The organism is Chromobacterium sp. Ag138 (genome assembly GCF_055181315.1).
The window spans coordinates 1583158-1609118 of the sequence record NZ_JBUPWA010000001.1 but is presented as its reverse complement, the minus strand read 5'-3'; the positions used below and the strand labels follow the sequence as shown (position 1 = coordinate 1609118).

The window sequence follows — 25961 nt, the reverse complement described above, 5'->3', positions numbered from 1 at the left end:
GCCGGCCGTCTTTCGCGCGGCCTAGGCTTCTCCAGGGCGCAGCCAGACCGATTTGAAGTCGAACCAGCCCATGCTGTTGAGGCGGAAGTCTTCTATCTGGCCCGGCCCCTTCAAGCGCAGCCAATTGTGGAACAGCGGCAGCATCCAGTGCCGCCTCACTATCTGGGCGGCCAGGCTGTGCGCCTGCTCCTCGCCGCGGCGCCAGCCGCGCAGCCATTGTTCCAACGGCAGCGCCGGCGCCAGGCAATGGCGCAGCAGCGGCGTGCCCAGCAGCCAGGCCGGCACAGCGTAGTCTGTGTCGCAGCTGAAATTGACCGTGCCCAGCCATAGATCGGCTTCTTCCCGGCCGAACTCCCAATCCTGATAACTGCAAGTCCGACACTGGACGGCGATGCCGTGCGGTGCCAGGCATTCGGCGATGGCGGCGGCGATCTGCCGGTATTCGGGGTGTTGCTCGTAATAGGCCAGCCGCAGCGCCGGGAGGCGCGGCGCCGGCGAAGGCGATTCGGGCCGGCTGTGGTGCCAGCGCGGCAACAGGCCGGCCGCGGCCACCCAGAACTGACGGGCGGCGGGCGGGGTTTGCTGCATGATGGCCAGCGGCGTCAGCGCCTGGGCCAGCCATCGTCGGACGGCGTCGTCCCGCATCAGGGGCGAGCGGCCGTCGCACAGCAGGAAATAGACGCCGGTTTCCAGCGACATTTCGGTTTGCTCCTGCGCCGGCCGCGGATTGATTTCCACGGTCAGATCGCAGATGCCCTGCACGTCCAGCTCCAGCTGGTCCCCCAGCTTGGGCACCATCCAGATGTCCACCTGGTCCAGCAGCGCGCGGTGGCCGAAGTAGTCGTCGAAGGCTTGCAGCGACAGCCGGTGCGCATCGTTGATCGCCACCCGGTAGGGACCGGTGCCGACGGGGCGGGAGGCGAAGCCGGGGCGGGCGCCGTGGTCGGCCGGCAGCGCCAGCGCGGCGGGGTCGGCCAAGAGCCGGGGCAGCCTGGGATCGGGCTCGGAAAGCTGGATGGCGATGCTGCGCGGTGATAGCCGGCGCATGCCCGCGAGGTGGGAAAACAGCGGTTGCGTGCGCAAGCGCTCCAGGGTGGCGGCAATGTCGTCCAGGCTCAGTTCGCGGCCATCGTGCCAGCGCACCCGCGGCCGCAGGTGGAAATGCCACTCCCGCTCCGAATGCTGTTCCCAGTGATGGGCGAGATCGCCTTCCACTTCCCCTTTTTCCTCGTTTAGCCGGGTCAGTCCGTTGAAGATCTGCGACACCAGATGGCGTTCGGAACGCCTGAGCGGCGTGCCGGGCATCAGATTGGGCATCGGCCGGTAGTAGGGCACCCCCAGCACCTGGCGGTCCTGGCTCCAGCGGTGGCCCAGGCGGGACAGCAGCAGCGGCGCCAGCTGCCTGGGATCGTCGTCCAGCAGCGCCACCGCCTGCTCCACCTTGCCCTGTTCCAGCAGCGCTTCGGCTTGCCGCCGCTGCAGTTCTCCCACGCCGCGCAGGAAGCGCAGGCCGGAGCGGCTGCCGCGCCCGGCGCGGGCATTCCATTCCAGCCAGCCCAGATGCTGCATCTGGATCAGCAGGCTGCGCATGTGGCGGCGGGTGCAACACAGCAGGTCGGCCAGCTGCTGCAGCGAGGCTTCGCCATCCTGGCCGGCGAAGCCCTGGCGCAGGCGGCTGTATTGTTGCAACAGGCGGTTATGGCTCATAAAGAGGAAATTTGTAGGAAAAAGTCAGCAATTTTTTGTTCATGTTATCAGCGCGACAATGAGGCATCCAGCATGAGGAGTGGAATATGGAGAGCAAATCTTTGTCGCGTTTTCTACAGGACTATCTGAACGGACAGCGCCCGTTGTTCGGCATTGATCCTCAAGAGGCGCTGAGCCGACTGAACGAGGTGATGCAATGGGGCGACGAAAAAAAAGACGGCCGGGATGAGCCGGCCGCAAGCGGAGGAACAAGGGATTGATCCGGGCCCGCGGCTGGCGCGGGCCGGGAGCGCTCAGCGCAGATAAGGCAGGTAGGGCGCTTCGTCGCGGATGGCGTAGGTTTTGCCGTTCAGGCCCACCGTGTAGTGGCTGGGGCCGGAGATCGGCAGGTAATACACCACGTCCAGCGTCACGCTTTGTCCGGCGCCCAGGCTTTGCCAGCTGGGCAGCTTCACCGACACGCGGTTGAAGTCGCCCTTCAGGCCGCCGACATTGCTGCCGCTGTGGCCGGCGCTGATCACCTTGAGCCCGAAGCCGGACTGGTCGGCGATATTGGCCGGCGCCGAGGTCGGCACGTCGAACTGGAACTCGGTGCCGCCGGGCAGCGTGGTCTGCGAGCGGTTGACGATGGTCAGCTTGGGATTGATCGGGTAGTTCTGATCGCCCAGCTTGAAGCCGCCCAGGCTGAAGCCCACGTCTATCGCCGCGGTCGGGGCCGGCGCGGCGTCGGCGCGGCGGGCGCTGACCTTGGGCGGCTGGCTGAAGGTGTTGTACAGCAGCGAGGTCAGCGTGGTGCCGATGAAGTACTCGCCCTGGCCGTTGTTGCGCTGGGCTTTCCAGTCATAGTCGCCGGCCAGCTCCCAGAACATCACGCCGCCGACGTTGTTGGCGTCGATCCAGGCGGCCTTCTGCGCGATCGACTGCTCGTCCTCGGTGGACAGGAACACCTTCTTGCCGGCGTTCCATAGCCATGGCGCGGCCAGCGCGCTGTTGTAGCTGCGCTGGTAGCTGCCGGTGAGCTGGTTGATCGGCAGCGTCGGGTCGATGCCGTAGGAGGCGAGGTAGCTGCCGGCCAGGCCTTTCTCCAGGTTCTTGGCGTGCCACATCGGGTTGGAGCCGCCCGGGATCTCCTTGCCGCTGTCGTCCAGGTCGTGCCAGATGTTGTCGATGCCCACCGCGCCGTCGCCGCATTCGGTCAGGCCGGTCGGGCAGTTGCTGCCCACCGAGCTGCCCCACAGGCCGTTGCTGCCGCCGCTGACGTTTTTCCAGCCGCGGGTGTAGTAGGGCACGCCCATATTGACGCGCGAGGCGGGCAGGCCGCCGCGGTAGTAGTGGTAGGCCCAGTCGGTGTTCAGGTAGCCGATATTGCCGTACTGCGGCGTGCTGTACACGTTCCAGAACGCCAGTTCGGCATCCTTGCCGTCGTCGTACAGCGCGGCGTTGGGACCGACGAAGCGGTTCCACGCGCCGTGCAGGTCATACGACATCACGTTGACGAAATCCAGATACTTCAGGCCCTGGAAGGTCTCCATGCCGCGCAGCAGATAGCCGGAAGCCGGCACCGCGGCGGTGATCTGGTAGTAACGGCCGTCCTGGGCGGCGGCCCGGTCCAGGCGGTCGCGCAGCGTCTGCAGCAGCGCCACGTAGCCCTTGGTCAGCGAGCCCAGGCGGGCGTTGGAGAAGCTCCAGTCCAGCGGGTTGCCGGCGTTGTTCATCGAGGTCGGGTATTCGAAATCGATGTCGACGCCGTCGAAGCCGTACTTGCGCAGGAAGGCGACGGCGGAGTCGGAGAAGGCGTTGATGCCGGCCTGGTTGACGGTGCCGTCGGCGTTGACGGTCATGCTATAGAAGCCGCCGCTGGCGACGCGCTTGCCGCTGGCGTCGAAATAGCCGCCGGTTTCGGCCCAGCCGCCCACCGAGATCAGCGTCTTCACGCCCGGGTATTTGCGCTTGTATTGGGTCAGCAGATTGAAGTGGCCCTTGTACGGCAGGCTGGCGTCCATCTCGGCGCCGGCCACGCCCGGCCAGGTCATGTCGGTGGCCGGGTTGCCTGGCGCGGCGTCATTGACCGACAGCTTATTGTCGCCGTCGACATGGGCGAAGGCGTAGTTGATATGGGTGAGCTTGTTCCAGGGGATGTCGCTGGCCAGGTAGGAGGGGCTGCCGTCCTTGCCGGTGCGCCAGCTGGTGAAGTAGCCGATGATGCGGCGGCGGCTGCCGTTGGCCAGCTGTTCCGAGCCGCCCTGCTTGTAAACCGCGCAGTAGGGCACGTCCACGCCCTGGGTCTGCGCCAGCGCCTCGGGCCGGCACAGCGCGTTGCCGGTGGGCGCGGGCACCTGCACCAGCGGCGGATCGACGGGCGGCGGATTGCCGCCGCCGCACTGGCCGATCAGCTGCCAGGGGCTGGCGTCGCCGGCGGAGGGCGTATTGCCCTGGGTCCACCACTTGGCCTGCCAGGTCTGGTTCTGGTAGCTGACGCGCTGGCCGCCGGTATAGACGGTTGCGGCGTTCCAGGCTGGATCGGCGCAGCTGCTGTCGGCGGTCTTGAGCAGATAGGAGGCGGAATGCGTCGCCGGGAACGGGGCGCCGGATGGCACGGTGCCGGCCACCAGCGCGGCGCCGCCTATGGCGCCGGCCGCCAGGCCGCTTTTCACAAGCATCAGGGTCTTGCTCACTCGGTATCTCCCTATTTTGATTGGGTGCGAAACAAGCGTTGTGAGTTGTATTGAAGTGGTATTGCAAATTGGAATGTAGCGACTAGGATAAAAAATGACCCTGTACTTTTTCACAGGTCGATCTTGTAATTAATAACTTTCAGATTGAATTGGCTTTATTAATCAATCTCGGTTATTAGAGAAAAAGCACTAAATGACATTGTCTTTGATTGGGATGGGTAAAGGCTTGTGGGGCGAGATTATGCAAGCCTCGAGGCGCTGGCTGGGGATGGGGAGAGAGGGAGGCCGGGCGCGTTGGCGCCGGCCTTGGTTTCAAGCACGGCTGGTCATCAGGTCAGTGTGTCTGTCCTGAATGTGTTGCATACCAGATACATACCAGATGTCAGGGATGGGGCGATGGCGCGCGATGATGAGGCGCGGGCAGCAGGCCCTGGCTGAGCAGGTGCCAGGCCAGCCATAGCAGCACCAGCGCGCCTAGCGCCGCGGCGAGACCGACCAGCAGTTTGAGCGCGGGGCTGAGGCGGGAGTCGTTCCGTTCGCCGTTTTGTCGTGGCTCGGCCGGGACAGGCATCGAGGGCGAAAGCGTTTCCGCCGCGATGGCGGTCGCGTCGGGTGTAGAGTCAGGATGGGCTGCCGGCGTCTCGGCGGGCATCTGGGCCGAGATGGTTGCAGGGAGGCCGGCATGGGTTCCTGCATCGCCCAGGCTGGCCAGCTTGCGCGCGAGAGGGGCGAACAGCGGCAGGGGAGGCGGCGAGGCGGGCAGCTTGGCCCGCTGTTCGCGGATGATGTGGCTTTGCAGCAGCACGAAGCCCGCGCCCATAAGCGGTGCCGCCACCAGCAGGGCCGGGGCCTGGCCGGCCACCCAGTCGCCCCACAGCGCGTCGCTGGCGGCCAGGCTGCCGGCCAGCCAGCCCAGCACGGCGGCGCCGGCCGGGATCAGCAGCGGGTAGTCGTCCATCAGCTTGGAGAGCAGCAGGCTGCCGTACATCAGCAAGGGCACGCTGAGCGCCAGGCCCAGCAGCAGGAACATCACGCTGCCCTGGGCGGCGGCGGCCAGCGCCACCACATTGTCCAGGCTCAGCGCCAGATCGGCGCCCACCACCAGCATCACCGCGTTCCACAGTTGCTGGCTGCGGCCGGCCCGCTCCGCCAGCGCGTCGCCGCCGCTGTCTTCGCCGCCGCCCAGCAGCAGCTGGATGGCGATGGCCAGCAGGAGGACGGCGCCGATCAGCTTCAGCATCGGCACCCGCAGCAGCGCGCCGGCGGCGGCGGCCAGCAGCAGGCGCAGGACGATGGCGAAGCCGGTGCCCCACAGCACGGCGCGGCGGCGCAGCGCCTCGGGCAGCGAGCGGCAGGCCAGCGCGATCACCAGCGCGTTGTCGCCGCTGAGGATCAGGTCCAGGAAAGAAACCTGGAAGGTCAGGCTCAGCGAGCGGGCGAGGCTGTCGGGTTCCATACCGTATTCCTTGATGGGCGGGCGTCAGCCCAGGCTGCCGACGATGCCGGCGTAGAGGCTGAAGCCGGCGAGCAGCAGCAACAGCGGCGCCAGCGCCATCCGGTAGCGGCGGCTGGGCGCCAGCGGCGCCGGCAGCTCGCGGCAGGCCAGCCAGTAAAGCCCGGCCAGCATGACAGGCAGCAGCAGCGCGTTGGCCACCGAGGTGACGATGGACAGCTTGACCAGGTTGACGCCGGAGGCCACCAGCGCGCCGGCGCCGGCCAGCATCGCGGCGAAGCCGCCGTAGAACCAGGGCGCGTCCTGCGGATGTTTTTCCAGCGAGTCGCGGCGTCCGGCCAGCTCGCCTAGCGTCCAGGCGCTGGTCAGGCAAACCACGATGGCGGCGACCAGCGCGCCGCCGCCCAGCGCCAGCGCGAACAGCAGGCGGCCGCCGGTCGGGCCGAGCAGGCGGGTGAAACCGCCGGCGATTTCCGGGATGCTGTCCAGGCTCTGGCCGCCCGCGCCGTCGCCGAAGGTCGCGGCGGCGGCGATCAAAATGCCGGCGGTGATGATCTGGCACAGCGCGGCGCCCAGCAGCGTGTCCATCCGCGCCGGCTTCAGATCGTCGAGCGTCAGCCCCTTGTCCAGCAGCGCCGATTGCTGGTAGCTGAGCGTCCACGGCATCACGCAGGTGCCGATGTTGGCGGCGGCCAGCAGCAGGAAGTCATGGTTGCCCAGCGGCAGGCTGGATAACTGCGCCGCGATCTGGCCGGGGTCGGGGCGGGCCAGCCAGGCTTCGGCCAGGAAGGCCAGCTCGAACACGCCCAGGCAGATGGCGATGCGCTCCACCGAGCGGTAGCTGCCGCTGCACACCATGGCCAGGATCAGCGCGCACAGCAGGGTTATGGTCTGCCAGGCCGGGATGCCCAACAGCTGGCCGATGCCGGCGAGACCCGCCAGCTGCGTGGCCAGCGCGCCCAGGCAGCTCAGCAGCAGCACGGCGGCGGAGGCCAGCTCGGCGCGGCGGCCCCAGCGGCGGCGGACCAGCTCGCCGTAGCTTTTGCCGGTGCCCAGCGCCAGCCGTATCGTCAGCTCCTGCGCCAGATACAGGAAGGGGATCAACACGAACAGCAGCGGCAGCATGCGGTAGCCCCAGTGCGCGCCGCTCTGGGCGGCGGCGATCACGCTGCCGGTTTCGGTGTCGGCCAGCATTACCACCAGGCCGGGGCCGAGCGCGGCCAGCAGATGGCGCAGCCGGCGCAGCGTGGAGGGGGGCAGCGGCATGTCGGCCCCATTCATGGCTTGCCGCCCGCGGGGCCGGTTTTCAGATCATGCAGCAAGGCGGAGTCGGGCGACAGCACCAGCGTCGGGGCGGAGTCGGCCAGCGATTGGCGGTAGGTCTGCAGCGAGCGGTAGAACTTGTAGAACTTCGGGTCCTTGCTGAAAGCCTGGGCCAGGGTGCGGCCGGCGTCGGCGTCGGCCTCGCCATGGATGATGGCGCTCTGCCGCTGCGCTTCGGACAGGATCACGGTGCGGTCGCGCTCGGCCTTGGCCTGGATCTGCTGCGCCCATTCCGCCCCCTGGGCGCGCAATTCCTTGGCCTCTTGCTGGCGGGCCGATTTCATCCGGTCGTAGATGGCCTGGCTGGTCTCCAGCGGCAGGTCGGCGCGGTGCAGCTGCACCTCGGTCACTTCCAGGCCCAGCGGGCGGGCGCGCTCCGCCACCTCCTGTTGGATGCGGGCGACGATGGCCTTGCGTCCCGGCGACAGCAGATCGGTCAGCGGCGCCTTGCCCAGCTCGCGCCGCAGCGAGGTGCTGACCAGCTGGGTGAGCTGGGCGCGGGCTTGCTCCTCGGTGCGCAGCGCCTGGTAGAAGCGCAGCGTGTCGGCAATGCGGTAGCGGGTATAGGTTTCCACCTCCAGCCGCTTCTCGTCGCCCAGGATCACCTGCTCCGGCGGCGGCGCCAGCATCTGCAGCCGGGTGTCGTAGTACTGCACGCTGTCCACCAGTGGCAGCTTGAATTTCAGCCCCGGCTCGCCGTCCACGTTGACCGGCGCGCCCAGGCGCACCACCAGCGCCTTCTGTCCTTCGTTCAGCGTGTATTGCGCCGACAGCGCCAGCCAGACGACAGCCAGGCCCGCCGCCCAGCCGATTCCTCGCCATTGCTTGTCCATCAGCGGTTCTCCTTGCCGGCCTTGGGCTTGTCCTGCAATTGCAACAGCGGCAGCACGCCGGTGCCGCTCTTGCCTGAGCCGTCTATCACCACCTTGCTGGCCTTCTTCAGCATGTCGTCCATGCTTTCCAGGTACAGCCGCCACGCGGTGACGTCCTTGGCTTGGGCGTAGGTCTGGTACACCGAGTCGAAGCGCTTGGCCTCGCCCTGGGCCAGGTTGACCACCTGGCTGCGGTAGGCTTCGGCCTCCTGGCGGATGCGCTCGGCCTCGCCGCGGGCCTTGGGCAGGATGTCGTTGCTATAGGCCTGGGCTTCGTTGCGCGCGCGCTCCTGGTCGGCGCGTGCGCGCTGCACATCGTTGAAGGCGTCGATCACGGCCGCCGGCGGGTCCACCCGCTGCAGCTGCACCTGGGTGATCAGGATGCCGGCCTGCTGGGCGTCCAGCCGCTGCTGAATCAGCTCGCGGGCCTCTTCGGCCACTTGCTGGCGGCGGTTGGACATCGCCGCCTGGATCGGCGTGCGGGAGATCACTTCGCGCAGCGCGCCTTCCGCGGTGATGCGCAGCGCCTCTTCCGGCTTGTTGGCGCGGAACAGGAACTGGCCGGCGTCCTTGATGCGCCAGAACACCGCGCAGTCGGCCTCGACGATGTTCTCATCGCCGGTCAGCATCTGCTTCTCGCGCGGATCGGCGGCGTCGGGCGGGCCGTTTTCGTACAGATTGGCCAGCTTCAGCTGCTTGATCTGGGTGACCTTGGGCAGCTGGATGGTCTCCACCGGCCAGGGCAGATGGTAGTGCAGGCCGGCCGCGGTGGTGTCGCTCCAGCGGCCGAAGCGCTGCACCACGCCCTGTTCGTCCGGCTCCACCCGGTAGACGCCGGAGGCCAGCCAGAGGATGGCGACGATGCCGGCGAGCAGCGCCAAGCCCTTGCCGCGCATGCCTAGCAGTTCCAGCGTGTAGTCCAGCCGCTGCCGCAGCGCGGCCAGGGCGGAGGGGAGGGGAGGTGTCGGGAGACGGGTATCGGGCATGTCGGGCTTGTCCTGATTTTAACCATGCTTGCTGTCGGGTTTAACGCGGCAAATGCCGGAAGGATGACAAGGGGCGCAGATTTAGGGATACGGCAATGCCTGAGACAGATCAAATGAAACCGGGCGCGCGGGCGTTAGCATGAAGTCATGGCCGGCGGCGCCGGCCCCACCCACCGCGAAGGAGATGGCCGATGTTTCCCGAATACCGCGAACTGATCACCCGATTGAAAACCGAGGACACGCATTTCGCCCGCCTGTTCGACAAGCATAATCAGCTGGACCAGCAGATCAAGAACATGGAAGAGCGCATCCTGTCCGCGACGCATGAAGAGATCGAAACGCTGAAGAAGGAAAAACTGAAGCTGAAGGATGAGCTTTACACGTTGCTGAAGGCCCGCGCCTCCTGATTCGCAGGCGAGGCGGAGATTCGAAAGCCGGCCATTTGCGCCGGCTTTGCGATTTCCGGCCTGCAAATCGGCAGAGTTGAGACTAATACTAATAAAACAACTCTATGCCCCGGGGAAGGTTTCCATGCATTTCGACGAGATCCAAAGCAAGCATTTCGTTACCCTCAGCCGCACGCCGCTGCCGCATACGCTGATCGAGCAGGCGCTGGTCGCGATGGGAGGCGGCGGCAACGAGGGCATGAATTTCCGCAAGCAGGCGCTGGCCGCCGCCGGCTGGAGCCATGACGGCCTGGTGCCGTTCGCCAAGCATCCGGAAAAAGCCGCCGAGGCGTTCAACCGCCTGCGGGAGGCGATGGCCGGAGCGGAGTCGGCCGACGCCTTGTTGAAGGCGCTCGGCGTCGAGTAAGCGCGGCCTGTTTTTCGCCAACGCCCCGAGCGGATGCCGCCGGGGCGTTTTCACGCGCGGCGTCAGTCGTCGCGATAACGGCGGCGGATGGCTTGCAGCCGTCCGTCGGCGCGCACCCGCTCCAGCGCGGCCTGCAGCCGGGCGGTCTGTTCCGGCGGCGTATGCGGATTCAGGGCGAACCAGTACTGCAGCTTGCCGTCCAGCAGCCAGACGGGGGAAACGTTCTTTTCCGGCAGCCGTTGCTGGCGCATCTGCCAGGCCATCGCCCAGTCCAGCATGGCCACCAGGTCCACCCGCTTCAGCAGCAGTTTTTTCAGATTGACGGCGTCGCTCTGCCCCAGGTCCAGGTTCTGGCCACCTTGCAGTCCCAGCGCGTGCAGCTGGTTGGCGGCGGCCGAGCCGGCCAGCGCGCCGTTGCGGTAGCGCACCAGGTCGCTGGCGGTGTCGACGCGGATGTCGGGGCGCTTGTCCAGGCGGTACATGTAGATGCGGCGCGAGCCGATGGGGCCCACCCACTGGAACTGGGCTTCGCGCTCCGGCGTGCGCACCACGGTGTAGAGCAGGCCGCCCGCCGTATCCCTGGCCTTGGCGTAGGCGCGCAGCCAGGGCAGCACCTCGATCGTCAGATTCAGCCCCGCCTCGCGCGCCACCAGTTGCAGCACTTCGGTGGCATAACCCTTCACGCTGCCGTTGTCCAGGTAGTTCAGCGGCGGAACGTCTTCGGTATAGGCATGGAGCTCCGCAGCCGGCGCGCAGCCGAACCAGCAGGCCGCCATCAGCGCCAGCATGCTTCTCATCACGGTCCACTCCATCCGGCTTGTCGTCGCCATTGTCTACCTCAGCATAGGCCAAGAAGATTACCATTTGGCGTGGCTGGCGCATGTCCCGACGCCGCGCCGGCGCGCCAGACTTCCGGCAGGCGCTGGATCGCGGGAGCGGGTCAGCGGCGGCGGAAGCTGATCAGCAGCACGTCGCGGCTGCCGTCGCGCGACGGGTCCAGCTGGCTGACCGGGGTGACGCCGTGCAGCACGCGCTCGTCGTTCACCAGCGCGATGTCCAGCGGATCGGTCAGCGTGAACGAGGCGAGCGGCTGTTTTTCCAGGTTGAACAGCTCGGTGGCGCCGTTCACCAGATTGTGGCGCTTGACCATCATCATCATCAGGAAGTGCACGCCGTCGCGGTGGACGCCTTCCGGCGTCGGCCAGCCGGGCTGGCGGTTCCGCGCCTCGATACGGAATTGGTGCGCTTCGATATGCCAAGGGGTATACGGCGATAATTGGCCGAAGACGGCGCAGCCCAGGCTCAGCGCGGCCTGCATGGTGGCGCCGTGCAGGATCTCGTTGCGTATCGGCTCGAAGTGGCGCGGCACGCCGCCATTGAGCGGGTTGTGCAGCTTGCTCTGGTAATGCGGGCGGTGGGCTTCGGCGCGCGCGGCGCGCGCGGACGGCTCGGCGCTGAGCGTCGCATGCAGGCGTTTGCGGTAGCGCCCGCCATCCGCCATGAACTTGTCTTGCTGCAGATGGTTCCAACTGTCCTGAAAGGCCGCCCAGTCAGCCATTGCGCCCGGGAAGCGTTGCAGTAGGGGACGGCTTTGCTCCGCCGGCAGCAGGCAGAAGTCGTGCAGCGCCAGGCGCTGGCAGATCTGTTCCAGCTGCGGCTCGGGATGGGACGGGGTGTGCGGCTGGTGGGCGGCGAGTGCCGAGCTCATGATCTCTCCAGTGGTTCTTGTGCTTGTAGTCTGAATTCTGCTGTAAGTGAATCGAAAAGAGAAATATTTTATGCAATGTGAATTTCATCTGCGGCGATGCCCGCCCAATAGTCTGGGGGGCGCATGTTGCGCGCATTCGACACGGGAGGATATTCATTGATGACGAGTTTGGTTCGCCGTTTCATTCTGGCGCGCATGGTGCTGGCGCGGCCCAGGCTGGCCTGGTCGGCGCTGTTCGGCCTGCTGGCGATCGTGGCCTTGCCGCATGTCGTGGCGATGCACGATGTCACGCGCTACATCATCGGCTGGAACGCGGGCGCCTGGCTGTACCTGGCGCTGGTCGGCTGGATGATGTTCGGGACCGGGCGCAAGCCGATAAGGCATTGGGCCAGGGTGGAGGACGAGGGGCAGTGGCTGGTGTTGCTGCTGGTGTGCCTGGCGGCGGCGGCCAGTCTGTCGGCCATCGTGATGGAACTGGCCGTGGTGAAGGACATGCATGGCTGGCCGCGCGCCGCTCATATCGCGTTGGCGGTGCTGACGCTGCTGTCCTCATGGGCGTTCACCCATGTGATGTTCGCGCTGCACTACGCGCGCGGCTTTTACGCCAGGGAGGCGCATGGCTTGCCGGGAGGGCTGGAGTTTCCCGGCACCCGGCAGCCGGATTATGAGGATTTCCTGTATTTCGCCTTCATCATCGGCACCTCGGGCCAGACTGCCGACGTCAGCTTCACCGACGGCAGCCAGCGCCGCACCGGCACCGTGCACTGCGTGCTGGCCTTTTTCTTCAACGCCACCGTGCTGGCCTTGATGATCAACATCGCCGCCGGCCTGATCTGATTCGCCGAACAATGCGAAACGCCACCGCGTGCGGTGGCGTTTTTGTATCCGGGGGCTAGGCTCAGGCGATCGGCGGCTCGGTGTCCTGGAAGGACTGGCGGGCATGCAGGCGCTGCAGCAGCGCGTCCAGATTGGGATGGGCGGCGCGCCAGTCGATTTCCGGCGCGCGGAAATCCAGGTAGCCCAGGCAGCAGCCGACGGCGATGTCGGCCAGGCTGTAGCCGTGGCTGGTGCACCATGGTTTTTCGCCCAGATCCTCCGACAGCGTGGCCAGGCCGCGCAGTATCTTGCCGCGCTGGCGCTCCACCACTTCCTCCATCTGCTTCTCCGGCGGACGGCGGCGCTCCAGCACGATGGCCACCATCGCGTCGATGATGCCGTCGGCCAGCGCTTCCCAGCGGCGGGTGCCGATCAGCTGGCGGTTGTCTTGCGGCAGCAGGCGCGATACCGGCGAGCTGTTTTCCAGGTATTCGACGATCACGCGGGAGTCGTACAAGGTGGAGCCGTCGTCCAGCTCAAGCACCGGCACCTTGCCCAGCGGGTTGTACTCGGCGACGCGGGTGTCCGCGTTCCAGGGCACGTCCTCCTCCAGCGGGCAGTCGATTTTCTTTTCAGCCAGCACGATGCGCACCTTGCGGGCATAGGGGCTGGTCAAAGAGGCGATCAGTTTCATGTTAGGAGCGATGGCGAGGGATCGGAAGATGACGCCGGCCCCGAGACGGGGCCGGCGAGCGCTGTGCTTACTTTAGCGCAAGCGGGCGGGGGCTGAAAGCCTTACTTGAGTTCAACCTTGCCGCTGACTTGCAGTTGCAGCTGGGTCTGGCCCGGCTGCAGGTCGGGCTGGCTGACGCTGGACTCGGCACCCGCCATCGCCGCCTTCATCATCATGACAGGCGGCCGGAAGCCGTGGTTTTGCTGGCCGATGTCCAGCTGCTGGATGTTGACCGTGTTCTTGCCCAGCGCGCGCGCGGCCACTTCCGCCTGATTCTTCAGATTGGAGATGGCCTCGGGAATCATGCTTTGCTCTGCCTTGCGGCGGGCCTCGTCGGAGACGCCGAACTGCACGCCTTCCAGCAGCATGGTCTGCTGCAGCTTGGAGATCAGTTCGGCGGCCTGGGCGAAATCCTTGCTCTTCAGCTGGATCTCGGAACGGCCTTGCCAGCCGGTGATCTTGCCGTTCTTGTCGTAGCTGGGCCAGGTACTGTAGCTGCCGCTGGACAGCTGCACGTCCTTGTAGCCGCGGCCGATGGCCAGGCCGTTGGCGGTGGCCTTGTTCAGCCTATCGGCCAGCACCGCGGCCTGATTGTTGCTTTGTTGCACATACAGGGTGGCGCTGATCTGGTCGTTGGCCACGTCGCGCTGGGCGCTGGCCGACAGATTGAGCTGAACGCCGTCGGCGGCGGCGGCCAACGGGGCCGCGCCGGCCAGCATGAAACACAACAGCATGGGCTTGATTCGGTTTTTTCTCATTTCGGCTCCTGGGCTGGATGTGGGGAAAGTAGACTCCGCTTCGATCGGCTTGGCAAGCGCAGGTTCCGTGCCTGCGGATGGCGCCGCCGTGGGCAAAAATGCCAAACGGCCCCGGGAGGGGCCGCTCGGATAGCCGGAGAGCCAATCAGGCGATGTACTCGTAGCCCGGCAGCGTCAGGAATTCGACGAAGTCGTCCGAGGTGGTCAAGAGGTCGAACATCCTGGCCGCGTCTTCGTATTGCCGGGTCCAGCGCGCGCCGTATTCGGCTTGCAGCTTGGCCACTTCGCGGGCCTGCAGCTCGCGGAACAGCTCAACCGTCACCTTGCGGCCGTCGTCCAGCACGCCCTTGGGCGAGCGTATCCACTGCCAGATCTGCGAACGCGAGATCTCGGCGGTGGCGGCGTCTTCCATCAGGTTGTGGATAGGCACGCAGCCGTTGCCGGAAATCCAGGCGCCCAGGTACTGGATGCCGACGTTGATGTTCATGGCCAGGCCCGCTTCGGTGATCGGCGCTTCCGGCTGGAAGTTCAGCAGGTCGGCGGCGGAAACCTGCACGTCCGGGCGCTGCTTGGCGATCTGGTTCGGCGCGTCGCCCAGCGCCGCGGTGAAGGCCGCGTCGGCGATCGGCACGAGGCCCGGGTGGGCCACCCAGCCGCCGTCGTAGCCGTCGGTGGCGTCGCGGTCCTTGTCGGCTTTGACGCCGGCCAGCGCCTTTTCATTGGCGGCGGCGTCGTTCTTGATCGGGATCAGCGCCGCCATGCCGCCGATGGCCGGCGCGTCGCGGTGGTGGCAGGTTTTCAGCAGCAAGAGCGCGTAGGCGCGCATGAAGGGCACGGTCATCGTGATCAGCGCGCGGTTGGCCAGGCAGAAGTCGCGGTTCTGCTTGAACTTCTTGATGCAGCTGAAGATGTAGTCCCAGCGGCCGGCGTTGATGCCGGCGGAGTGCTCGCGCAGCTCGTAGAGGATTTCGTCCATCTCGAAGGCCGCGAGGATGGTCTCGATCAGCACCGTGGCCTTGATCGTGCCTTGCGGGACGTTCAGCTCGTTTTGGGCGAACGCGAAGACGTCGTTCCACAGGCGCGCTTCCAGATGGCTTTCCATCTTGGGCAGGTAGTAATAGGTGGCGCTGCCGCGTTCGCGCAGGTAATGGATGTTGTGGAAGAACGACAGGCCGAAGTCGAACAGGCTGCCGGACACGATCTCGCCGTCCACCTTGACGTGTTTTTCCATCAGGTGCCAGCCGCGCGGGCGCAGCAGCAGGGTGGCGATGGTGTCGTTCAACTGGTACTGCTTGCCCTCGGGGCTCGCGTAGGAAATGGTTTTGCGGTAGGCGTCGCGGACGTTGATCTGGCCGGCGATCTGGTTGTCCCAGCTCGGACAGTTGGAGTCCTCGAAGTCGGCCATGAAGCTCTTGGCGCCGGAATTGAGCGCGTTGATCATCATCTTGCGCTCCACCGGGCCGGTGATTTCCACGCGGCGGTCCAGCAGGTCGTGCGGCAGCGGGGCGATCTTCCAGCCGCCGGCGCGCACGGCGGCGGTTTCCGGCAGGAAGTCCGGCAGCTTGCCGGCGTCCAGCTCGGCCTGGCGCGCGGCGCGGGCGGCGATGCGCTCGCGCCGGGTCGGCTCGAAGCGGCGATGCAGCCTGGCGACGAAGGCCAGCGCCTCGGGAGTGAGGATTTCGGCGTAGGCCGGAGTGATGTCGGCGAGAACTTCCACGCCCTGCGGGAGATTGACTGCCATGCGCGCGCTCCTTGATAGGGGAAATGACATGATGATGCTGCAATGCAATGTTTGACAGTCTATTCGCCATCCAAGTAAAAAGAAATGGCATGAAAAACATAACATTTTTTACTTTTAGGTAGCTAATGAGCGAGCTGAAGCAGCTGGAGACCTTTGTCGCGGTGGTGGGGCTGGGCAGCCTGTCGGCCGCGGCGCGGCAGCTGGGCGTGGTGCCGGCCATGGTGGGCCGGCGCCTGGACGCGCTGGAGGAGCGGCTGGGGGTGCGCCTGTTGGCGCGCACCACCCGCAGCGTCACGCCGACGCAGGAAGGCGAAGCGTTTTACGAGGACTGCCAGCGGATACTGGCCGATCTGACAGAGGCCGAGGCGGCGGTGGCGTCCGGCAGCGGCAGGGCGCGCGGCCATCTGCGCTTGTCCGCGCCGGCCGGCTTCGGCCGCCGCCACGTGGCGCCGCATGTCGCCGCCTTCCAGCGCCTGCATCCGGAGGTGAAGGTGACGCTGGATCTGTCCGACCGGCTGGTGGACCTGCAGCGCGACCGCGTTGACTGCGCGATCCGCATCTCCGACCTGTCCGACTCCGGCCTGGTGGCGATCCGGCTGGCGGAAAACCATCGCGTGGTGGTGGCATCGCCCGCTTATCTGGCTGCCCGCGGCGCGCCGCGGGCGCTGGAGGATCTGCAGCATCACCAGTGCCTGTCGCTGGGCGAAAGCCAGAGCCGCGGCTGGAGTTTCGTGGTGGACGGCAAGCCGGTGAACCTGAAGGTGTCGGGCGCGCTGGAATGCAACGACGGCGCGGTGCTGCACGACTGGGCGCTGCAGGGCCTGGGCCTAGCCTGGCGCTCGCTGTGGGAGGTGAAGGACGATCTGTCCGAAGGGCGGCTGGCGACAGTGCTCGACGATTTCTCGTCGCCGGACTACCCGGTGTACGCGGTGGTGCCGCAGCGCAAGCTGCTGCCGGCCAGGGTGCGGCATTTCATCGAACACCTGAAAGCCGCCTACGTCACGCCGGGCTATTGGGATTGAGGGCGGTTTGCCGCGCCGCCCGCGGCTTGCTAAGGTAGGGCCTCGCCGCGCAGGGGCCGCGCGCACAAGAAGACAAACAACGTGAACAAATACCATCAGATCTATTCCGACATCGTCGCCGACATCGACAACCGGCGTTACGCCCAGGGCGAGCGCATCCCATCCGAATCCGAGCTGATGCACAGCTACGATGCCAGCCGCGGCACTGTGCGCAAGGCGGTGGACATGCTGCAGGAGCGCGGCTACGTGCAGAAAATCCACGGCAAGGGCATGTTCGTGCTCAAGCCGGGCAATATCGAATTCCAGCTCAGCGGCATCATCAGCTTCCAGGAAATGAACGAGCGCATGGGGCGCAAGGTGGTGTCGCAAGTGGCGGAGCTGGCGGAGCAGCCCGCTGACGCGGCGCTGGCCAAGGCCACCGGCCTGGCCGAGGGCACCGGCATCGTCAAGATCAAGCGGGTGCGCAATATCGACGGCGAGAACGTGATCCTGGACATCAACCACTTCGTCGCCGGCCTGGTGCCCGGCCTGAACGCGGACATCGCCGCCGGCTCCATCTACCGCTACATCGAGCAGGATCTGGGGCTGACCATCAGCTACGCGCAGCGCATCATCGAGGCCCAGCCCTGCAGCGACGACGACCGCCGCTACCTGGACCTGAACGGCATGGACCACGTGATCGTGGTCAAGAACCTGACCCATCTTTACGATGGCCGGCTGTTCGAATACACCGAATCGCGGCATCGGCTGGACAAGTTTTATTTTACGGATATTGCGAGGCGGTAGCATTTTCCTCAGTGCGAGGGTGTGCGGAGTTTTGTGTAAGCGGACTTTGGGCAGGGGGAAAGGGGAGATGGGCCACGTTTAATTTAATCTGGCTGAATTGATTGGAATCGTGGCCTGTCGCTTTTTTGGGAGCTACTAGTTATCCTGTATCCAGCCTTTAGTTGTTTGCCACTTGTCTCCAGTGCTGCGGAATGACAAGAGATCAGGGCAATAAATCTTAAGGGTTGCTAACAAAATCTCGTTAGAAGCTTGAGCCAAGGCGCGCTGACGCAGACAGCATAAATAGTACGGCAAGGAGGCGGAGCGCAGGATCAGGGCTTTTGTTAGCGGGTCTGAACTGGTTGTAAAAGATCAGCATGTCTGTAGTGTGATTACCACTAACATTGTGGCTGCGCCAGCTCCACTACTCTTGAATGACTATAACTTTTGCATCCTTTTTTATGGCGAGAATGTTTTCTTTGCAACCGAATATTTAGAAATAACTAGTCTGCTTTAGGTTGGTTGATTTGTATGTCATGGCTTAAGTTTTTCACCAAGAGTAGAAGTTATTCTTTTAAGCTCGCCCATTAATTCTACATATTTTCCTTCAGATGACAAGGCTTCTTGTGCTTCAACCAACAGAGCTGTGGCAGTTTTCATCTGATGGCGAATGCGGCTACGATCTTTAGGATCGCACTCTTCAAAAACGGGAAATGACTCCAGCCACATAGTGCTCATGCACAGGGCATACATAACCGTTTCTAAATCTTTACCGTGTCGACGAGCCGATATTTTTGCAGGTAGTTCTTCATCCAAATAACCACCAAAAGACATGAAATGGTTATGTGTGAACTCGCAAAGGTACTCAAAGTAAAGGTCGTGGAATAATTTTGTTATCCTCGGGCTTCCATTCTTAGCCAAGTCTGTGATTGATCTGCCATAGTTGTATTCTTCTCCATTTTGCTTATTGATGGCTTTAAGATGTCTATTGGTGCCAGCTTTGGGTCTTTCGAATTGTCGAGTGCTTAGGCCAATCTTTGCAGTTACAAATGAATCTAATGAATCTGGATTGCGTAAAACATACCAGAAATGAAGATAGTTCTCATAAATAGAGCGCAGAATAATAAAGACATCTTCGCGAAAGTTTTTATCAATCAATATTGACGCAGCTTTCATTGAGCGGGCGGATTTTGCATAACAAAAGTGCAGATAATCATTAAGCACAAAGCCATCATTAAATGAATCATATGCGATAGCTTCGGCAAACGAATAATTATCAACAAGTTGCAAATGCAAATTTGCATGGGTAGCTATTTTCCTCACAATTCGAGCATGAAGCTTTGCCAAATATTTTTCTGACACGGATTCCTAATCTCTAACGTTTGAGCCAAGCTGCGCCGGAGCACAGCGTAGGGAAATCAAAAGCGTAGCCTTTGGACATCGGCTTGAGCGAAGTGTTAGGCGCATAATACTGCAAAATCTTTGACGCTAGCACCACGTACCCCGGATATTGCCATGATGTCTGCCACTCGGCGGAACCCCCGGCTTTGCCGAGATTCCGCGCCTACAGCAGATGATCTTTCGTAGGGGGATGCCCCGCTGGGGCGATCCACCGTCGATTACAAAGCAGATGAATTGAGGCAGGCCCGGCGCAGAGCCTTCTGCCCGGGCCTTCTCTTTGCCGCTGTTGCGAAATGGCGGCAGTCGGCTTGACTTTCCGCAAACTCGTACAGACGAGTGTTGACCAACTTGTATGTACGAGTTAACTTGCCCCCAGTTGTTATGCAGACAATCACCACAAACAGGCGGACTTCCGGCATCGTTGCCGGAAGGAACCGACCGCCGCAACAAGGGACAGGGAGGGACGATGAGTCACGACTATCAGGCGATCGCCGCGCAGATACTGCAAAACATCGGCGGCGCGGGCAATATCCGCCAGGCTGCGCACTGCCTCACCCGGCTGCGCATCTCTTTGCACGACGAATCCAAGGTGAATGGGGACGCGCTGCGCCAGGTGGCGCTGGTGAAGGGCCACTTCAGCAATGCCGGGGTGTTTCAGATCGTCATTGGCGCCGGCGATGTGGACCGCGTCTACGCCGAGATGGTGAAGCAGGGCGGCGTGGCCCGCGCCACCATCGCCGACGTCAAGGCCAGCGGCGACGCCAAGCAGAACCGCTTGCAGCAGCTGGTCAAGGTGTTCTCCGACGTATTCATGCCGATATTGCCGGCCATCGTCATCGCCGGCCTGCTGATGGGCGCCAACAATCTGTTGGGCGCCAAGGGCATGTTCATCGCGGACCAGAGCCTGCTGGACGCCTATCCGGGCCTGTCCGGGTTGTGGGGGCTGATCAATATGATGGCCAACACCTCCTTCGTGTTCCTGCCGGCGCTGGTGGGCTGGTCGGCGGCCAAGCGCTTCGGCGGCAGCGAGATTCTCGGCATCGTGCTGGGCCTGCTGCTGGTGCATCCCGACCTGCTCAACGCCTGGAACTACGGCAAGGCGGCTGCGGGGCTGGACGGCGCGTCGGTGCCTTATTTCGACCTGTTCGGCCTGCGTATCGAGAAGGTGGGCTACCAGGGCCAGATTCTGCCCATCCTGGCCGCCGCCTGGGTGATGTGCCGCGTCGAGCTGTGGCTGAAGCCGCGGGTGCCCAACGCGGTGCAGCTGCTGGTGGTGCCGATTGTCACCATCGCGGTCAGCGGCTTCCTGGCGCTGGCGGTGATCGGCCCCTTGGCCCGCCACCTCGGCATCGCCGTGACCGATGGTTTGGTCTACCTGTTCAACCTGGCGCCGTGGCTGGGCGCGGCGCTGTTCGGCGCGCTGTACGCGCCGCTGGTGCTGACCGGCATGCACCATATGTTCATCGCGGTGGACCTGCAACTGATTGCCAGCCAGGGCGGCACCTTCATCTGGCCGATGATCGCCTTGTCCAATATCGCCCAGGGCAGCGCCGCGCTGGCGATGTTCTGGCTGGCCAGGAACGCCAACGACAAGAACATGGCGTCCACCTCGGCGGTGTCGGCCTTCTTCGGCATCACCGAGCCGGCGATGTTCGGCGTCAATCTGCGCCACAAGCTGCCGTTTTACGCGGCGCTGGCCGGCTCCGCCTGCGCGGCGGTGCTGATCAGCTTGGGCCACGTCAAGGCGTCGGCTATCGGGGTCGGCGGTCTGCCGGCTTTCATCTCCATCATTCCGCAGTACATCCCGTTGTTCCTGGCGGGCATGCTGGTAGCGCTGATCGTGCCTTTCGGCCTGACCTGGCTGCTGGCGCGCCGCCAGTCGGCCGCGGCCGCCCAAGAGGAGGCCGCGCAGCATGCTTAAGGACATGAAACAGGCGGTGGTGTACCAGATCTACCCCAAGAGCTTCAGCAGCCATCGCAATCAGGCGACGGGAGACCTGCTGGGCGTGGCGGACCGGCTGGATTACCTGGCCTGGCTGGGGGTGGATTATGTATGGCTGACGCCGTTCTACCGCTCGCCGCAAAACGACAACGGCTACGACGTCAGTGACTACTACAGCATCGACCCAGCCTACGGCAGCATGGAGGACTTCGAGCGGCTGCTGGCCGAGGCCAAGCGGCGCGGCATCGGCGTGATGCTGGACATCGTGGTCAACCACACTTCCACCGAGCACCCCTGGTTCCGCGAGGCCTTGAAGGGCAGGGACAACCCCTACCGCGACTTTTACATCTGGCGCGACGCGCCGAACAACTGGCGCTCCAAGTTTGGCGGCAGCGCCTGGGAGAAAGACCCGGCCAGCGGTCAGTATTATCTGCATTTGTTCGACAAGACCCAGGCCGATCTGAACTGGGACAACCCGGCGGTGCGGCAGGCGGTGTTCGAGATGATGCGCTTCTGGCGCGACAAGGGCGTGGCCGGCTTCCGTCTGGACGTGATCAACCTGATCTCCAAGGATCCGGCCTTTTCCGAGGACGACAGCGACGGCCGCCATTTCTACACCGACGGCCCGCGCGTGCATGAATACCTGCAACAGATGCACCGCGAAGTGTTCGACGGCCATGATTTGCTGACCGTGGGCGAGATGTCGTCCACCTCGCTGGAGCACTGCATCGCCTATAGCCGGCCGGACCGGCGCGAGCTGAGCATGACCTTCAACTTCCACCATCTGAAGGTGGATTACCCGGATGGCGAGAAGTGGCGGCCGGGCGAGGTGGACTTCATCGCGCTCAAGCGCATCCTGTCCGACTGGCAAACCGGCATGCACGCCGGCGGCGGCTGGAACGCGCTGTTCTGGTGCAACCACGACCAGCCGCGCGCGCTGTCCCGCTTCGGCGACGACGGCCGCTGGCGGACCGAGTCCGCCAAGATGTTGGCCACCGCGCTGCACGGCCTGCAGGGCACGCCCTATATCTACCAGGGCGAAGAGATCGCCATGGCCAACCCCGGCTTCGCCGATATCGGCCAGTTGCGCGACGTGGAAAGCCTCAACGCCTATCGCCAGCTGCGGGAAGAGGGCTTGAGTGACGGCGAGGCGATGGCGGTGATCCGCCAGCGCTCGCGCGACAACGCCCGCACGCCGATGCAGTGGGACGACGGCGTCAACGCCGGCTTCAGCGCGGCCGAGCCGTGGATGGCGGTGGCACCGGATGCCGGCACTGTCAACGTCGCCGCCGCCATCGGCGACAGGCAGTCCACCTTGCGCCACTACCGCCGTTTGATCCAGCTGCGCAAGCAATACCGCGTGTTCGCCGATGGCGACTACCGTTGCCTGACGCCCGATCATCCCAGCCTGTGGGTCTACACCCGCCGCTGCGACGGTGAAATGCTGCTGGTCATCAACCACTTCGGCGCCGACACGCTCTATTACCAGCCGCCGCCGGACGCCGTGCCGGAAGGCTGGGCGCTGGAGTTGCTGCTGTCCAACTACCCGCCGCATGCCGAAGGCCAGCTGAGGCCCTGGCATTCGCTGCTGTACCGGGCCGCGCCGCCAAGCGCTTCTTAACCGCCCCCGCCCCCCGAATACCGCTTTCATGCCGGCCGCGAGGCCGGCAGGGCGGAGCTTTGCCCGCGCCTGGCGCGCGACCATCGATAAACGCAAGGAGACAAGAATGAGGACGAAAACGATAAGCTGGCTGTGCGTGCTGCTGCCGCTGGTGCATGGCCTGCCGGCCTGGGCGGACGATGCGCCCGCCGCCGCGCCGGCCCCGCAGCTCAGCGCCGAGCAGTTGAGCGGCGCGGTGAAGCAGGCGCTGGACGAAATGGGCTTCCAGTTCGACGGCTATATGCGCAGCGGCTTCTACGCCAGCGGCGACAATCAGCCCAAGGGCCAGTACCAGCTGGGCGGCGATCTGCAGCATTTTCGCCTGGGCAATGAGGGCGACACCTATATCGAGTTCGGCGTCGGCAAGAAATGGACGCTGGGCAACGGCGTCAGCTGGGGCGCTTATGTGATGCCCACCATCTACAACGGCAAAACCAGCGCCGCGCAGGTTTACGGCTATATCAGCGGGCTGGACTTCGCGCCTAATCTGACGCTATGGGCCGGCCAGCGCTACCACCGCGTCCAGGACATCCACATCCTGGACAACTGGCTGATGCAGGATGGCGACAACTACGGCGCCGGCGTGGATGGCATCGCCGTCGGCAAGGCAAAGCTGAACCTGTCGGTGTCCTCGTCCGGCAGCTACGCCAACGACAACGCCACGCCCAACAACGCGCGGCGCGCCAATTTTCAGCTGACCGGCATCGAAACTAACCCGGGCGGCAAGCTGACGCTGACCGGCGCGGCGATAGGCGGCGATTTCGCCATCGGCAAGCCCGGCGCGGCGCTGGGCTTGTTGCACAACCAGAAGGACTTCCTGGCTCAGGGCGTCAACAACTCGCTGTTCCTGCAAACGTCCACCGGCCACGCCTCGCTGTCCGGCCAGTTCTACAATCTGGACAGCAAGGGCGCGGCGCAGGCCGGCGCGCGGCAGAGCCGCATCGCCGACGTAGTGGACTGGCAGTGCGGACGCTTCGGCGGCCAGGCGGTGCTGGGCTGGCAGAGCGTGGCGCCGGACAACGCTGCCAAATACCGCGATGCCACCCTCGGCGGCCGCTTGTCGTACGGCGTGGCGGCCAACGTCAAATTGCTGACCGAGATCGGCCTGACCCGGCGCAATGCCGACGATCAGCCGGCGCAGCAGCTGAACAAGGCCACGCTGGCGGTGGCGTTTGCGCCGAATACCGACTTCTGGACCCGGCCGGAGCTGCGGGTGTACGCCAGCCATTACAACTGGAACAACGCGGCCGCGCAGGCCAATCTGACCACCTTCGCCGCCGGCGGCCGCACTCACGCCAATACCTTCGGCGTGCAGCTGGAGGCGTGGTGGTAAACGCGGCTTAAGCGGTTTTGCAAACGATTGTTTACGGTGCCGCGGCGAGAGTCGCGGCACTTTGTCGTTTGGGGGTAGTCTGTCTGGCATGGCGAGATATCGGGAGAGGGTGATGAGTGGTTTGCTGACAGGCGGCTTGGCCGCCATGCTGCTGGTTTCCGGCCTGGCCTGGGCGGACATCGGCGATTCCGCGGCGTCGGCGCCCCGCGTCCGGCTGGAGTGCCTGCCAGACGGCGACGGCGCCGACTGGCATGGCTGGTTGTCCGCCCGGCTGGCGCTGCGCGGTCTGGAGGAGGGCCCGCCGCCAGGCTGGCGGCTGTGCTTCGCCGAGGAGCGGCGGCAGCAGTGGGTGGAGCAGCCGATGGATTGGCGTTACGACGGTTACTGGCGGCAGCCGCCGTACCGGCTGGAGGAGTGGGCGGAATTGAGCCTGACCGTGAAGAGCGAGGATGGCGCGGTATTGTGGAGCGGCCGGGAGCGGCTGGGCGATGGCGACAACCGCCGCGCCAGACTGGAGCAGGCCGCCCGCAGGCTGGTGGACAGGATGCCGCTGCCGTGATTGGTTTTTATTATGACTATTGATTATTTGCTTGTAAGATATTGGTGTTTTCCCGTATTGTGACCGCAGCCTCCTGCGGTAGTATCGATGGCCTCCGCGAGCATGACCTGCACATGGCAGACAAGACAGGGCAGCCGCAGAGGGACAAATCAGATCACAAACAGCCGAATCCGAGTATGAGGCGCCCGCCTGGACAGCGGGCGTCTTGTCGTTTCAGCGCCGCCGCCATGCACGGCGGCGCGGACCGGTGCGGGCAAGATACGGGATAGTAGACAATGAGTTTGATGCGCAAGAAGAGCGTGCAGGGCATGTTGGCCACCGCTCAGACTTCGCGCGGGCTGCGAAAAGAGCTCTCCGCGTTCGACCTTACCATGCTGGGCATCGGCGCCATCATCGGCACCGGGATTTTCGTGCTCACCGGCACCGGCGCCACCATCGCCGGCCCCGGCCTGGTGCTTTCCTTCGTCATCAGCGCCTTCGCCTGCGGCTTCGCGGCGATGTGCTATGCCGAATTCGCCTCCATGCTGCCGATTTCCGGCTCCACTTACACCTACGCTTACGCCACGCTGGGCGAGCTGATCGCCTGGATCATCGGCTGGGACCTGCTGCTGGAATACCTGTTGGCCTCGTCGGCGGTGTCGGTCGGCTGGTCCGGCTACTTCCAGAGCCTGCTGTCGGGCTTCGGCGTCACGCTGCCGCAGGCGCTCACCGCCGCGGCCGGCTCGGTGCCGGGCAAGGAAACCTTGTTCAATCTGCCGGCCTTCTGCATCGCGATGATCATCACCGCGCTGCTGGCCTTCGGCATCAAGGAATCCAAGCGCGTCAACAATATCGTGGTGCTGATCAAGGTGGCGGTGGTGGTGCTGTTCATCGCCATCGGCGTGTGGCACGTCAAGCCGGCCAACTGGCAGCCGGCGCTGCCGTTCGGCTTCTCCGGCGTGTTCCACGGCGCCGCCATCGTGTTCTTCAGCTTCATCGGCTTCGACGCCGTCACCTGCGCGGCGGAAGAGGTGAAGAACCCGGCCAAGGATATTCCGCGCGGCGTGATCTGGTCGCTGGCGGTGTGCTCCATCCTGTACGTGGTGGTGGCCGCCATCATGACCGGCATCGTGCCCTATATGCAGTTCGCCGGCGTTGACCACCCGGTGTCGCTGGCGCTGCAGGTGGCCAAACTGGACTGGTTCGCCGGTTTCGTCGATCTGGGCGCCATCCTGGGCATGATGACGGTGATCCTGGTGATGACCTACGGCCAGACCCGCATCCTGTTCGCGATGAGCCGCGACGGCCTGCTGCCCAAGATCTTCTCCGAGGTGAACCCGAAATACGGCACCCCGTACAAGGCCACCTGGCTGATCGGCACCATCATCGCGCTGCTGGCGGGTTTCGTGCCGTTGCACACGCTGGCCGAGCTGGTGAACATCGGCACCCTGGCGGCATTCGCCTTGATCGCGCTGTCGGTGATCGTGCTGCGCAAGCGCGAACCGGACCTGCCGCGCAAGTTCGTCTGCCCGGCGGTGCCCACCATCCCGGCGCTGGCCATCCTGTGCTGCGGCTTCCTGATGACCCAGCTGTCGCTGCTGACCTGGACCTGCTTCGCCGCCTGGCTGATCATCGGCCTGGTGGTGTACTTCGGCTACTCGCGGCGCAATTCCCTGCTGCACAATCCGGCCTGATCCAGGCTGTGAGCGAAAAGG

General features: G+C 64.6%; 23 protein-coding genes. 11 read left to right on the top strand and 12 right to left on the bottom strand.

Features of this window, described 5'->3' with window-relative positions; all coding sequences use genetic code 11:
* Nucleotides 1–21: 21 nt before the first annotated feature.
* Entirely contained in the window at nucleotides 22–1707 is a 1686-nt protein-coding gene (sgrR, locus tag ACY3GB_RS07150) for an HTH-type transcriptional regulator SgrR (RefSeq protein WP_463088149.1), read from the bottom strand.
* 86 nt (nucleotides 1708–1793) lie between these two features.
* On the opposite strand from sgrR, the gene ACY3GB_RS07145 reads away from it, so the two are divergent.
* Nucleotides 1794–1967 (top strand): hypothetical protein, encoded by a 174-nt coding sequence (locus ACY3GB_RS07145; RefSeq protein WP_463088148.1) that lies wholly within the window; start codon nucleotides 1794–1796, stop codon nucleotides 1965–1967.
* A 33-nt stretch (nucleotides 1968–2000) separates the two neighbouring features.
* On the opposite strand, the gene ACY3GB_RS07140 is transcribed toward ACY3GB_RS07145, so the two are convergent.
* From ACY3GB_RS07140 to hflK, 5 genes are all read right to left on the bottom strand, one after another.
* Complete coding sequence (locus ACY3GB_RS07140; protein ID WP_463088147.1) at nucleotides 2001–4382, bottom strand: glycosyl hydrolase family 18 protein; 2382 nt, start codon at nucleotides 4380–4382, stop codon at nucleotides 2001–2003.
* Between the two features lie 382 nt (nucleotides 4383–4764).
* Complete coding sequence (locus ACY3GB_RS07135) at nucleotides 4765–5838, bottom strand: TerC family protein (RefSeq protein ID WP_463088146.1); 1074 nt, start codon at nucleotides 5836–5838, stop codon at nucleotides 4765–4767.
* A 24-nt stretch (nucleotides 5839–5862) separates the two neighbouring features.
* Entirely contained in the window at nucleotides 5863–7101 is a 1239-nt protein-coding gene (locus ACY3GB_RS07130) for an NRAMP family divalent metal transporter (RefSeq protein WP_463088145.1), read from the bottom strand.
* Between the two features lie 11 nt (nucleotides 7102–7112).
* Entirely contained in the window at nucleotides 7113–7991 is an 879-nt protein-coding gene (gene hflC / locus ACY3GB_RS07125) for a protease modulator HflC (protein WP_463088144.1), read from the bottom strand.
* Nucleotides 7991–9016, bottom strand: coding sequence for an FtsH protease activity modulator HflK (hflK, locus tag ACY3GB_RS07120; protein ID WP_463088143.1), 1026 nt, complete (start codon nucleotides 9014–9016; stop codon nucleotides 7991–7993). Before hflK ends, hflC begins: the two co-directional genes overlap by 1 nt.
* A 191-nt stretch (nucleotides 9017–9207) precedes the next feature.
* Here hflK and ACY3GB_RS07115 point away from each other — a divergent pair, with 191 nt between their 5' ends.
* Both ACY3GB_RS07115 and ACY3GB_RS07110 read left to right on the top strand, forming a co-directional pair.
* Nucleotides 9208–9423, top strand: a complete 216-nt coding sequence (locus ACY3GB_RS07115) for a YdcH family protein (protein ID WP_021476553.1) — start codon at nucleotides 9208–9210, stop codon at nucleotides 9421–9423.
* A gap of 124 nt (nucleotides 9424–9547) precedes the next feature.
* Nucleotides 9548–9829, top strand: coding sequence for a hypothetical protein (locus tag ACY3GB_RS07110; RefSeq protein WP_463088142.1), 282 nt, complete (start codon nucleotides 9548–9550; stop codon nucleotides 9827–9829).
* 62 nt (nucleotides 9830–9891) lie between these two features.
* Here the strand turns inward: ACY3GB_RS07110 and ACY3GB_RS07105 are convergent, their stop codons facing one another.
* Both ACY3GB_RS07105 and ACY3GB_RS07100 read right to left on the bottom strand, forming a co-directional pair.
* Nucleotides 9892–10626: a substrate-binding periplasmic protein gene (locus ACY3GB_RS07105; RefSeq protein WP_463088141.1), complete on the bottom strand. Its 735-nt coding sequence runs from the start codon at nucleotides 10624–10626 to the stop codon at nucleotides 9892–9894.
* 143 nt (nucleotides 10627–10769) lie between these two features.
* Nucleotides 10770–11537: a 2OG-Fe dioxygenase family protein gene (locus ACY3GB_RS07100; RefSeq protein WP_463088140.1), complete on the bottom strand. Its 768-nt coding sequence runs from the start codon at nucleotides 11535–11537 to the stop codon at nucleotides 10770–10772.
* Between the two features lie 159 nt (nucleotides 11538–11696).
* On the opposite strand from ACY3GB_RS07100, the gene ACY3GB_RS07095 reads away from it, so the two are divergent.
* Nucleotides 11697–12374, top strand: coding sequence for a DUF1345 domain-containing protein (locus ACY3GB_RS07095; RefSeq protein WP_463088139.1), 678 nt, complete (start codon nucleotides 11697–11699; stop codon nucleotides 12372–12374).
* Between the two features lie 61 nt (nucleotides 12375–12435).
* Here ACY3GB_RS07095 and ACY3GB_RS07090 read toward each other — a convergent pair whose 3' ends face one another.
* The 3 genes from ACY3GB_RS07090 to aceB form a co-directional block, all read right to left on the bottom strand.
* Nucleotides 12436–13047 carry a glutathione S-transferase gene (locus ACY3GB_RS07090; protein ID WP_463088138.1) on the bottom strand — a complete coding sequence of 204 codons (612 nt, stop codon included), beginning with the start codon at nucleotides 13045–13047 and terminating at the stop codon, nucleotides 12436–12438.
* 101 nt (nucleotides 13048–13148) lie between these two features.
* Nucleotides 13149–13844, bottom strand: coding sequence for an SIMPL domain-containing protein (locus ACY3GB_RS07085; protein WP_463088137.1), 696 nt, complete (start codon nucleotides 13842–13844; stop codon nucleotides 13149–13151).
* A gap of 145 nt (nucleotides 13845–13989) precedes the next feature.
* Nucleotides 13990–15585, bottom strand: a complete 1596-nt coding sequence (aceB, locus tag ACY3GB_RS07080) for a malate synthase A (RefSeq protein WP_463088136.1) — start codon at nucleotides 15583–15585, stop codon at nucleotides 13990–13992.
* Nucleotides 15586–15710: 125 nt separating this feature from the next.
* On the opposite strand from aceB, the gene ACY3GB_RS07075 reads away from it, so the two are divergent.
* Together ACY3GB_RS07075 and treR are read left to right on the top strand one after the other, a co-directional pair.
* Nucleotides 15711–16607, top strand: coding sequence for a LysR family transcriptional regulator (locus ACY3GB_RS07075; RefSeq protein ID WP_463088135.1), 897 nt, complete (start codon nucleotides 15711–15713; stop codon nucleotides 16605–16607).
* A gap of 81 nt (nucleotides 16608–16688) precedes the next feature.
* Entirely contained in the window at nucleotides 16689–17393 is a 705-nt protein-coding gene (gene treR / locus ACY3GB_RS07070; RefSeq protein ID WP_463088134.1) for a trehalose operon repressor, read from the top strand.
* Between the two features lie 513 nt (nucleotides 17394–17906).
* On the opposite strand, the gene ACY3GB_RS07065 is transcribed toward treR, so the two are convergent.
* Nucleotides 17907–18734 carry a DUF5677 domain-containing protein gene (locus ACY3GB_RS07065; RefSeq protein WP_463088133.1) on the bottom strand — a complete coding sequence of 276 codons (828 nt, stop codon included), beginning with the start codon at nucleotides 18732–18734 and terminating at the stop codon, nucleotides 17907–17909.
* Between the two features lie 505 nt (nucleotides 18735–19239).
* Here ACY3GB_RS07065 and treP point away from each other — a divergent pair.
* The 5 genes from treP to ACY3GB_RS07040 all read left to right on the top strand — a co-directional run bounded on the left by treP (nucleotide 19240) and on the right by ACY3GB_RS07040 (nucleotide 25940).
* The gene (gene treP / locus ACY3GB_RS07060) at nucleotides 19240–20694 is read left to right on the top strand and encodes a PTS system trehalose-specific EIIBC component (protein WP_463088132.1); all 1455 of its coding nucleotides are present in this window, start codon (nucleotides 19240–19242) and stop codon (nucleotides 20692–20694) included.
* Entirely contained in the window at nucleotides 20687–22336 is a 1650-nt protein-coding gene (gene treC, locus ACY3GB_RS07055) for an alpha,alpha-phosphotrehalase (RefSeq protein ID WP_463088131.1), read from the top strand. The genes treP and treC overlap by 8 nt, the downstream gene beginning before the upstream one ends.
* 106 nt (nucleotides 22337–22442) lie before the next feature.
* Nucleotides 22443–23708, top strand: a complete 1266-nt coding sequence (locus tag ACY3GB_RS07050) for a carbohydrate porin (protein WP_463088130.1) — start codon at nucleotides 22443–22445, stop codon at nucleotides 23706–23708.
* A gap of 112 nt (nucleotides 23709–23820) precedes the next feature.
* Nucleotides 23821–24267, top strand: a complete 447-nt coding sequence (locus ACY3GB_RS07045; RefSeq protein ID WP_463088129.1) for a hypothetical protein — start codon at nucleotides 23821–23823, stop codon at nucleotides 24265–24267.
* A 275-nt stretch (nucleotides 24268–24542) separates the two neighbouring features.
* On the top strand, nucleotides 24543–25940 hold the full coding sequence (locus ACY3GB_RS07040) for an amino acid permease (RefSeq protein WP_463088128.1): 1398 nt from the start codon (nucleotides 24543–24545) through the stop codon (nucleotides 25938–25940).
* The last annotated feature ends 21 nt before the right edge of the window (nucleotides 25941–25961 follow it).

Bases quoted from the DNA above. Each gene is read 5' to 3' on its own strand.
- sgrR (WP_463088149.1), bottom strand. From the start codon at position 1,707: ATGAGCCATAACCGCCTGTTGCAACAATACAGCCGCCTGCGCCAGGGC.
- ACY3GB_RS07145 (WP_463088148.1), top strand. From the start codon at position 1,794: ATGGAGAGCAAATCTTTGTCGCGTTTTCTACAGGACTATCTGAACGGA.
- ACY3GB_RS07135 (WP_463088146.1), bottom strand. From the start codon at position 5,838: ATGGAACCCGACAGCCTCGCCCGCTCGCTGAGCCTGACCTTCCAGGTT.
- ACY3GB_RS07130 (WP_463088145.1), bottom strand. From the start codon at position 7,101: ATGCCGCTGCCCCCCTCCACGCTGCGCCGGCTGCGCCATCTGCTGGCC.
- hflC (WP_463088144.1), bottom strand. From the start codon at position 7,991: ATGGACAAGCAATGGCGAGGAATCGGCTGGGCGGCGGGCCTGGCTGTC.
- hflK (WP_463088143.1), bottom strand. From the start codon at position 9,016: ATGCCCGATACCCGTCTCCCGACACCTCCCCTCCCCTCCGCCCTGGCC.
- ACY3GB_RS07115 (WP_021476553.1), top strand. From the start codon at position 9,208: ATGTTTCCCGAATACCGCGAACTGATCACCCGATTGAAAACCGAGGAC.
- ACY3GB_RS07110 (WP_463088142.1), top strand. From the start codon at position 9,548: ATGCATTTCGACGAGATCCAAAGCAAGCATTTCGTTACCCTCAGCCGC.
- ACY3GB_RS07105 (WP_463088141.1), bottom strand. From the start codon at position 10,626: ATGAGAAGCATGCTGGCGCTGATGGCGGCCTGCTGGTTCGGCTGCGCG.
- ACY3GB_RS07100 (WP_463088140.1), bottom strand. From the start codon at position 11,537: ATGAGCTCGGCACTCGCCGCCCACCAGCCGCACACCCCGTCCCATCCC.
- ACY3GB_RS07095 (WP_463088139.1), top strand. From the start codon at position 11,697: ATGACGAGTTTGGTTCGCCGTTTCATTCTGGCGCGCATGGTGCTGGCG.
- ACY3GB_RS07090 (WP_463088138.1), bottom strand. From the start codon at position 13,047: ATGAAACTGATCGCCTCTTTGACCAGCCCCTATGCCCGCAAGGTGCGC.
- ACY3GB_RS07085 (WP_463088137.1), bottom strand. From the start codon at position 13,844: ATGAGAAAAAACCGAATCAAGCCCATGCTGTTGTGTTTCATGCTGGCC.
- aceB (WP_463088136.1), bottom strand. From the start codon at position 15,585: ATGGCAGTCAATCTCCCGCAGGGCGTGGAAGTTCTCGCCGACATCACT.
- ACY3GB_RS07075 (WP_463088135.1), top strand. From the start codon at position 15,711: ATGAGCGAGCTGAAGCAGCTGGAGACCTTTGTCGCGGTGGTGGGGCTG.
- treP (WP_463088132.1), top strand. From the start codon at position 19,240: ATGAGTCACGACTATCAGGCGATCGCCGCGCAGATACTGCAAAACATC.
- treC (WP_463088131.1), top strand. From the start codon at position 20,687: ATGCTTAAGGACATGAAACAGGCGGTGGTGTACCAGATCTACCCCAAG.
- ACY3GB_RS07050 (WP_463088130.1), top strand. From the start codon at position 22,443: ATGAGGACGAAAACGATAAGCTGGCTGTGCGTGCTGCTGCCGCTGGTG.
- ACY3GB_RS07045 (WP_463088129.1), top strand. From the start codon at position 23,821: ATGAGTGGTTTGCTGACAGGCGGCTTGGCCGCCATGCTGCTGGTTTCC.
- ACY3GB_RS07040 (WP_463088128.1), top strand. From the start codon at position 24,543: ATGAGTTTGATGCGCAAGAAGAGCGTGCAGGGCATGTTGGCCACCGCT.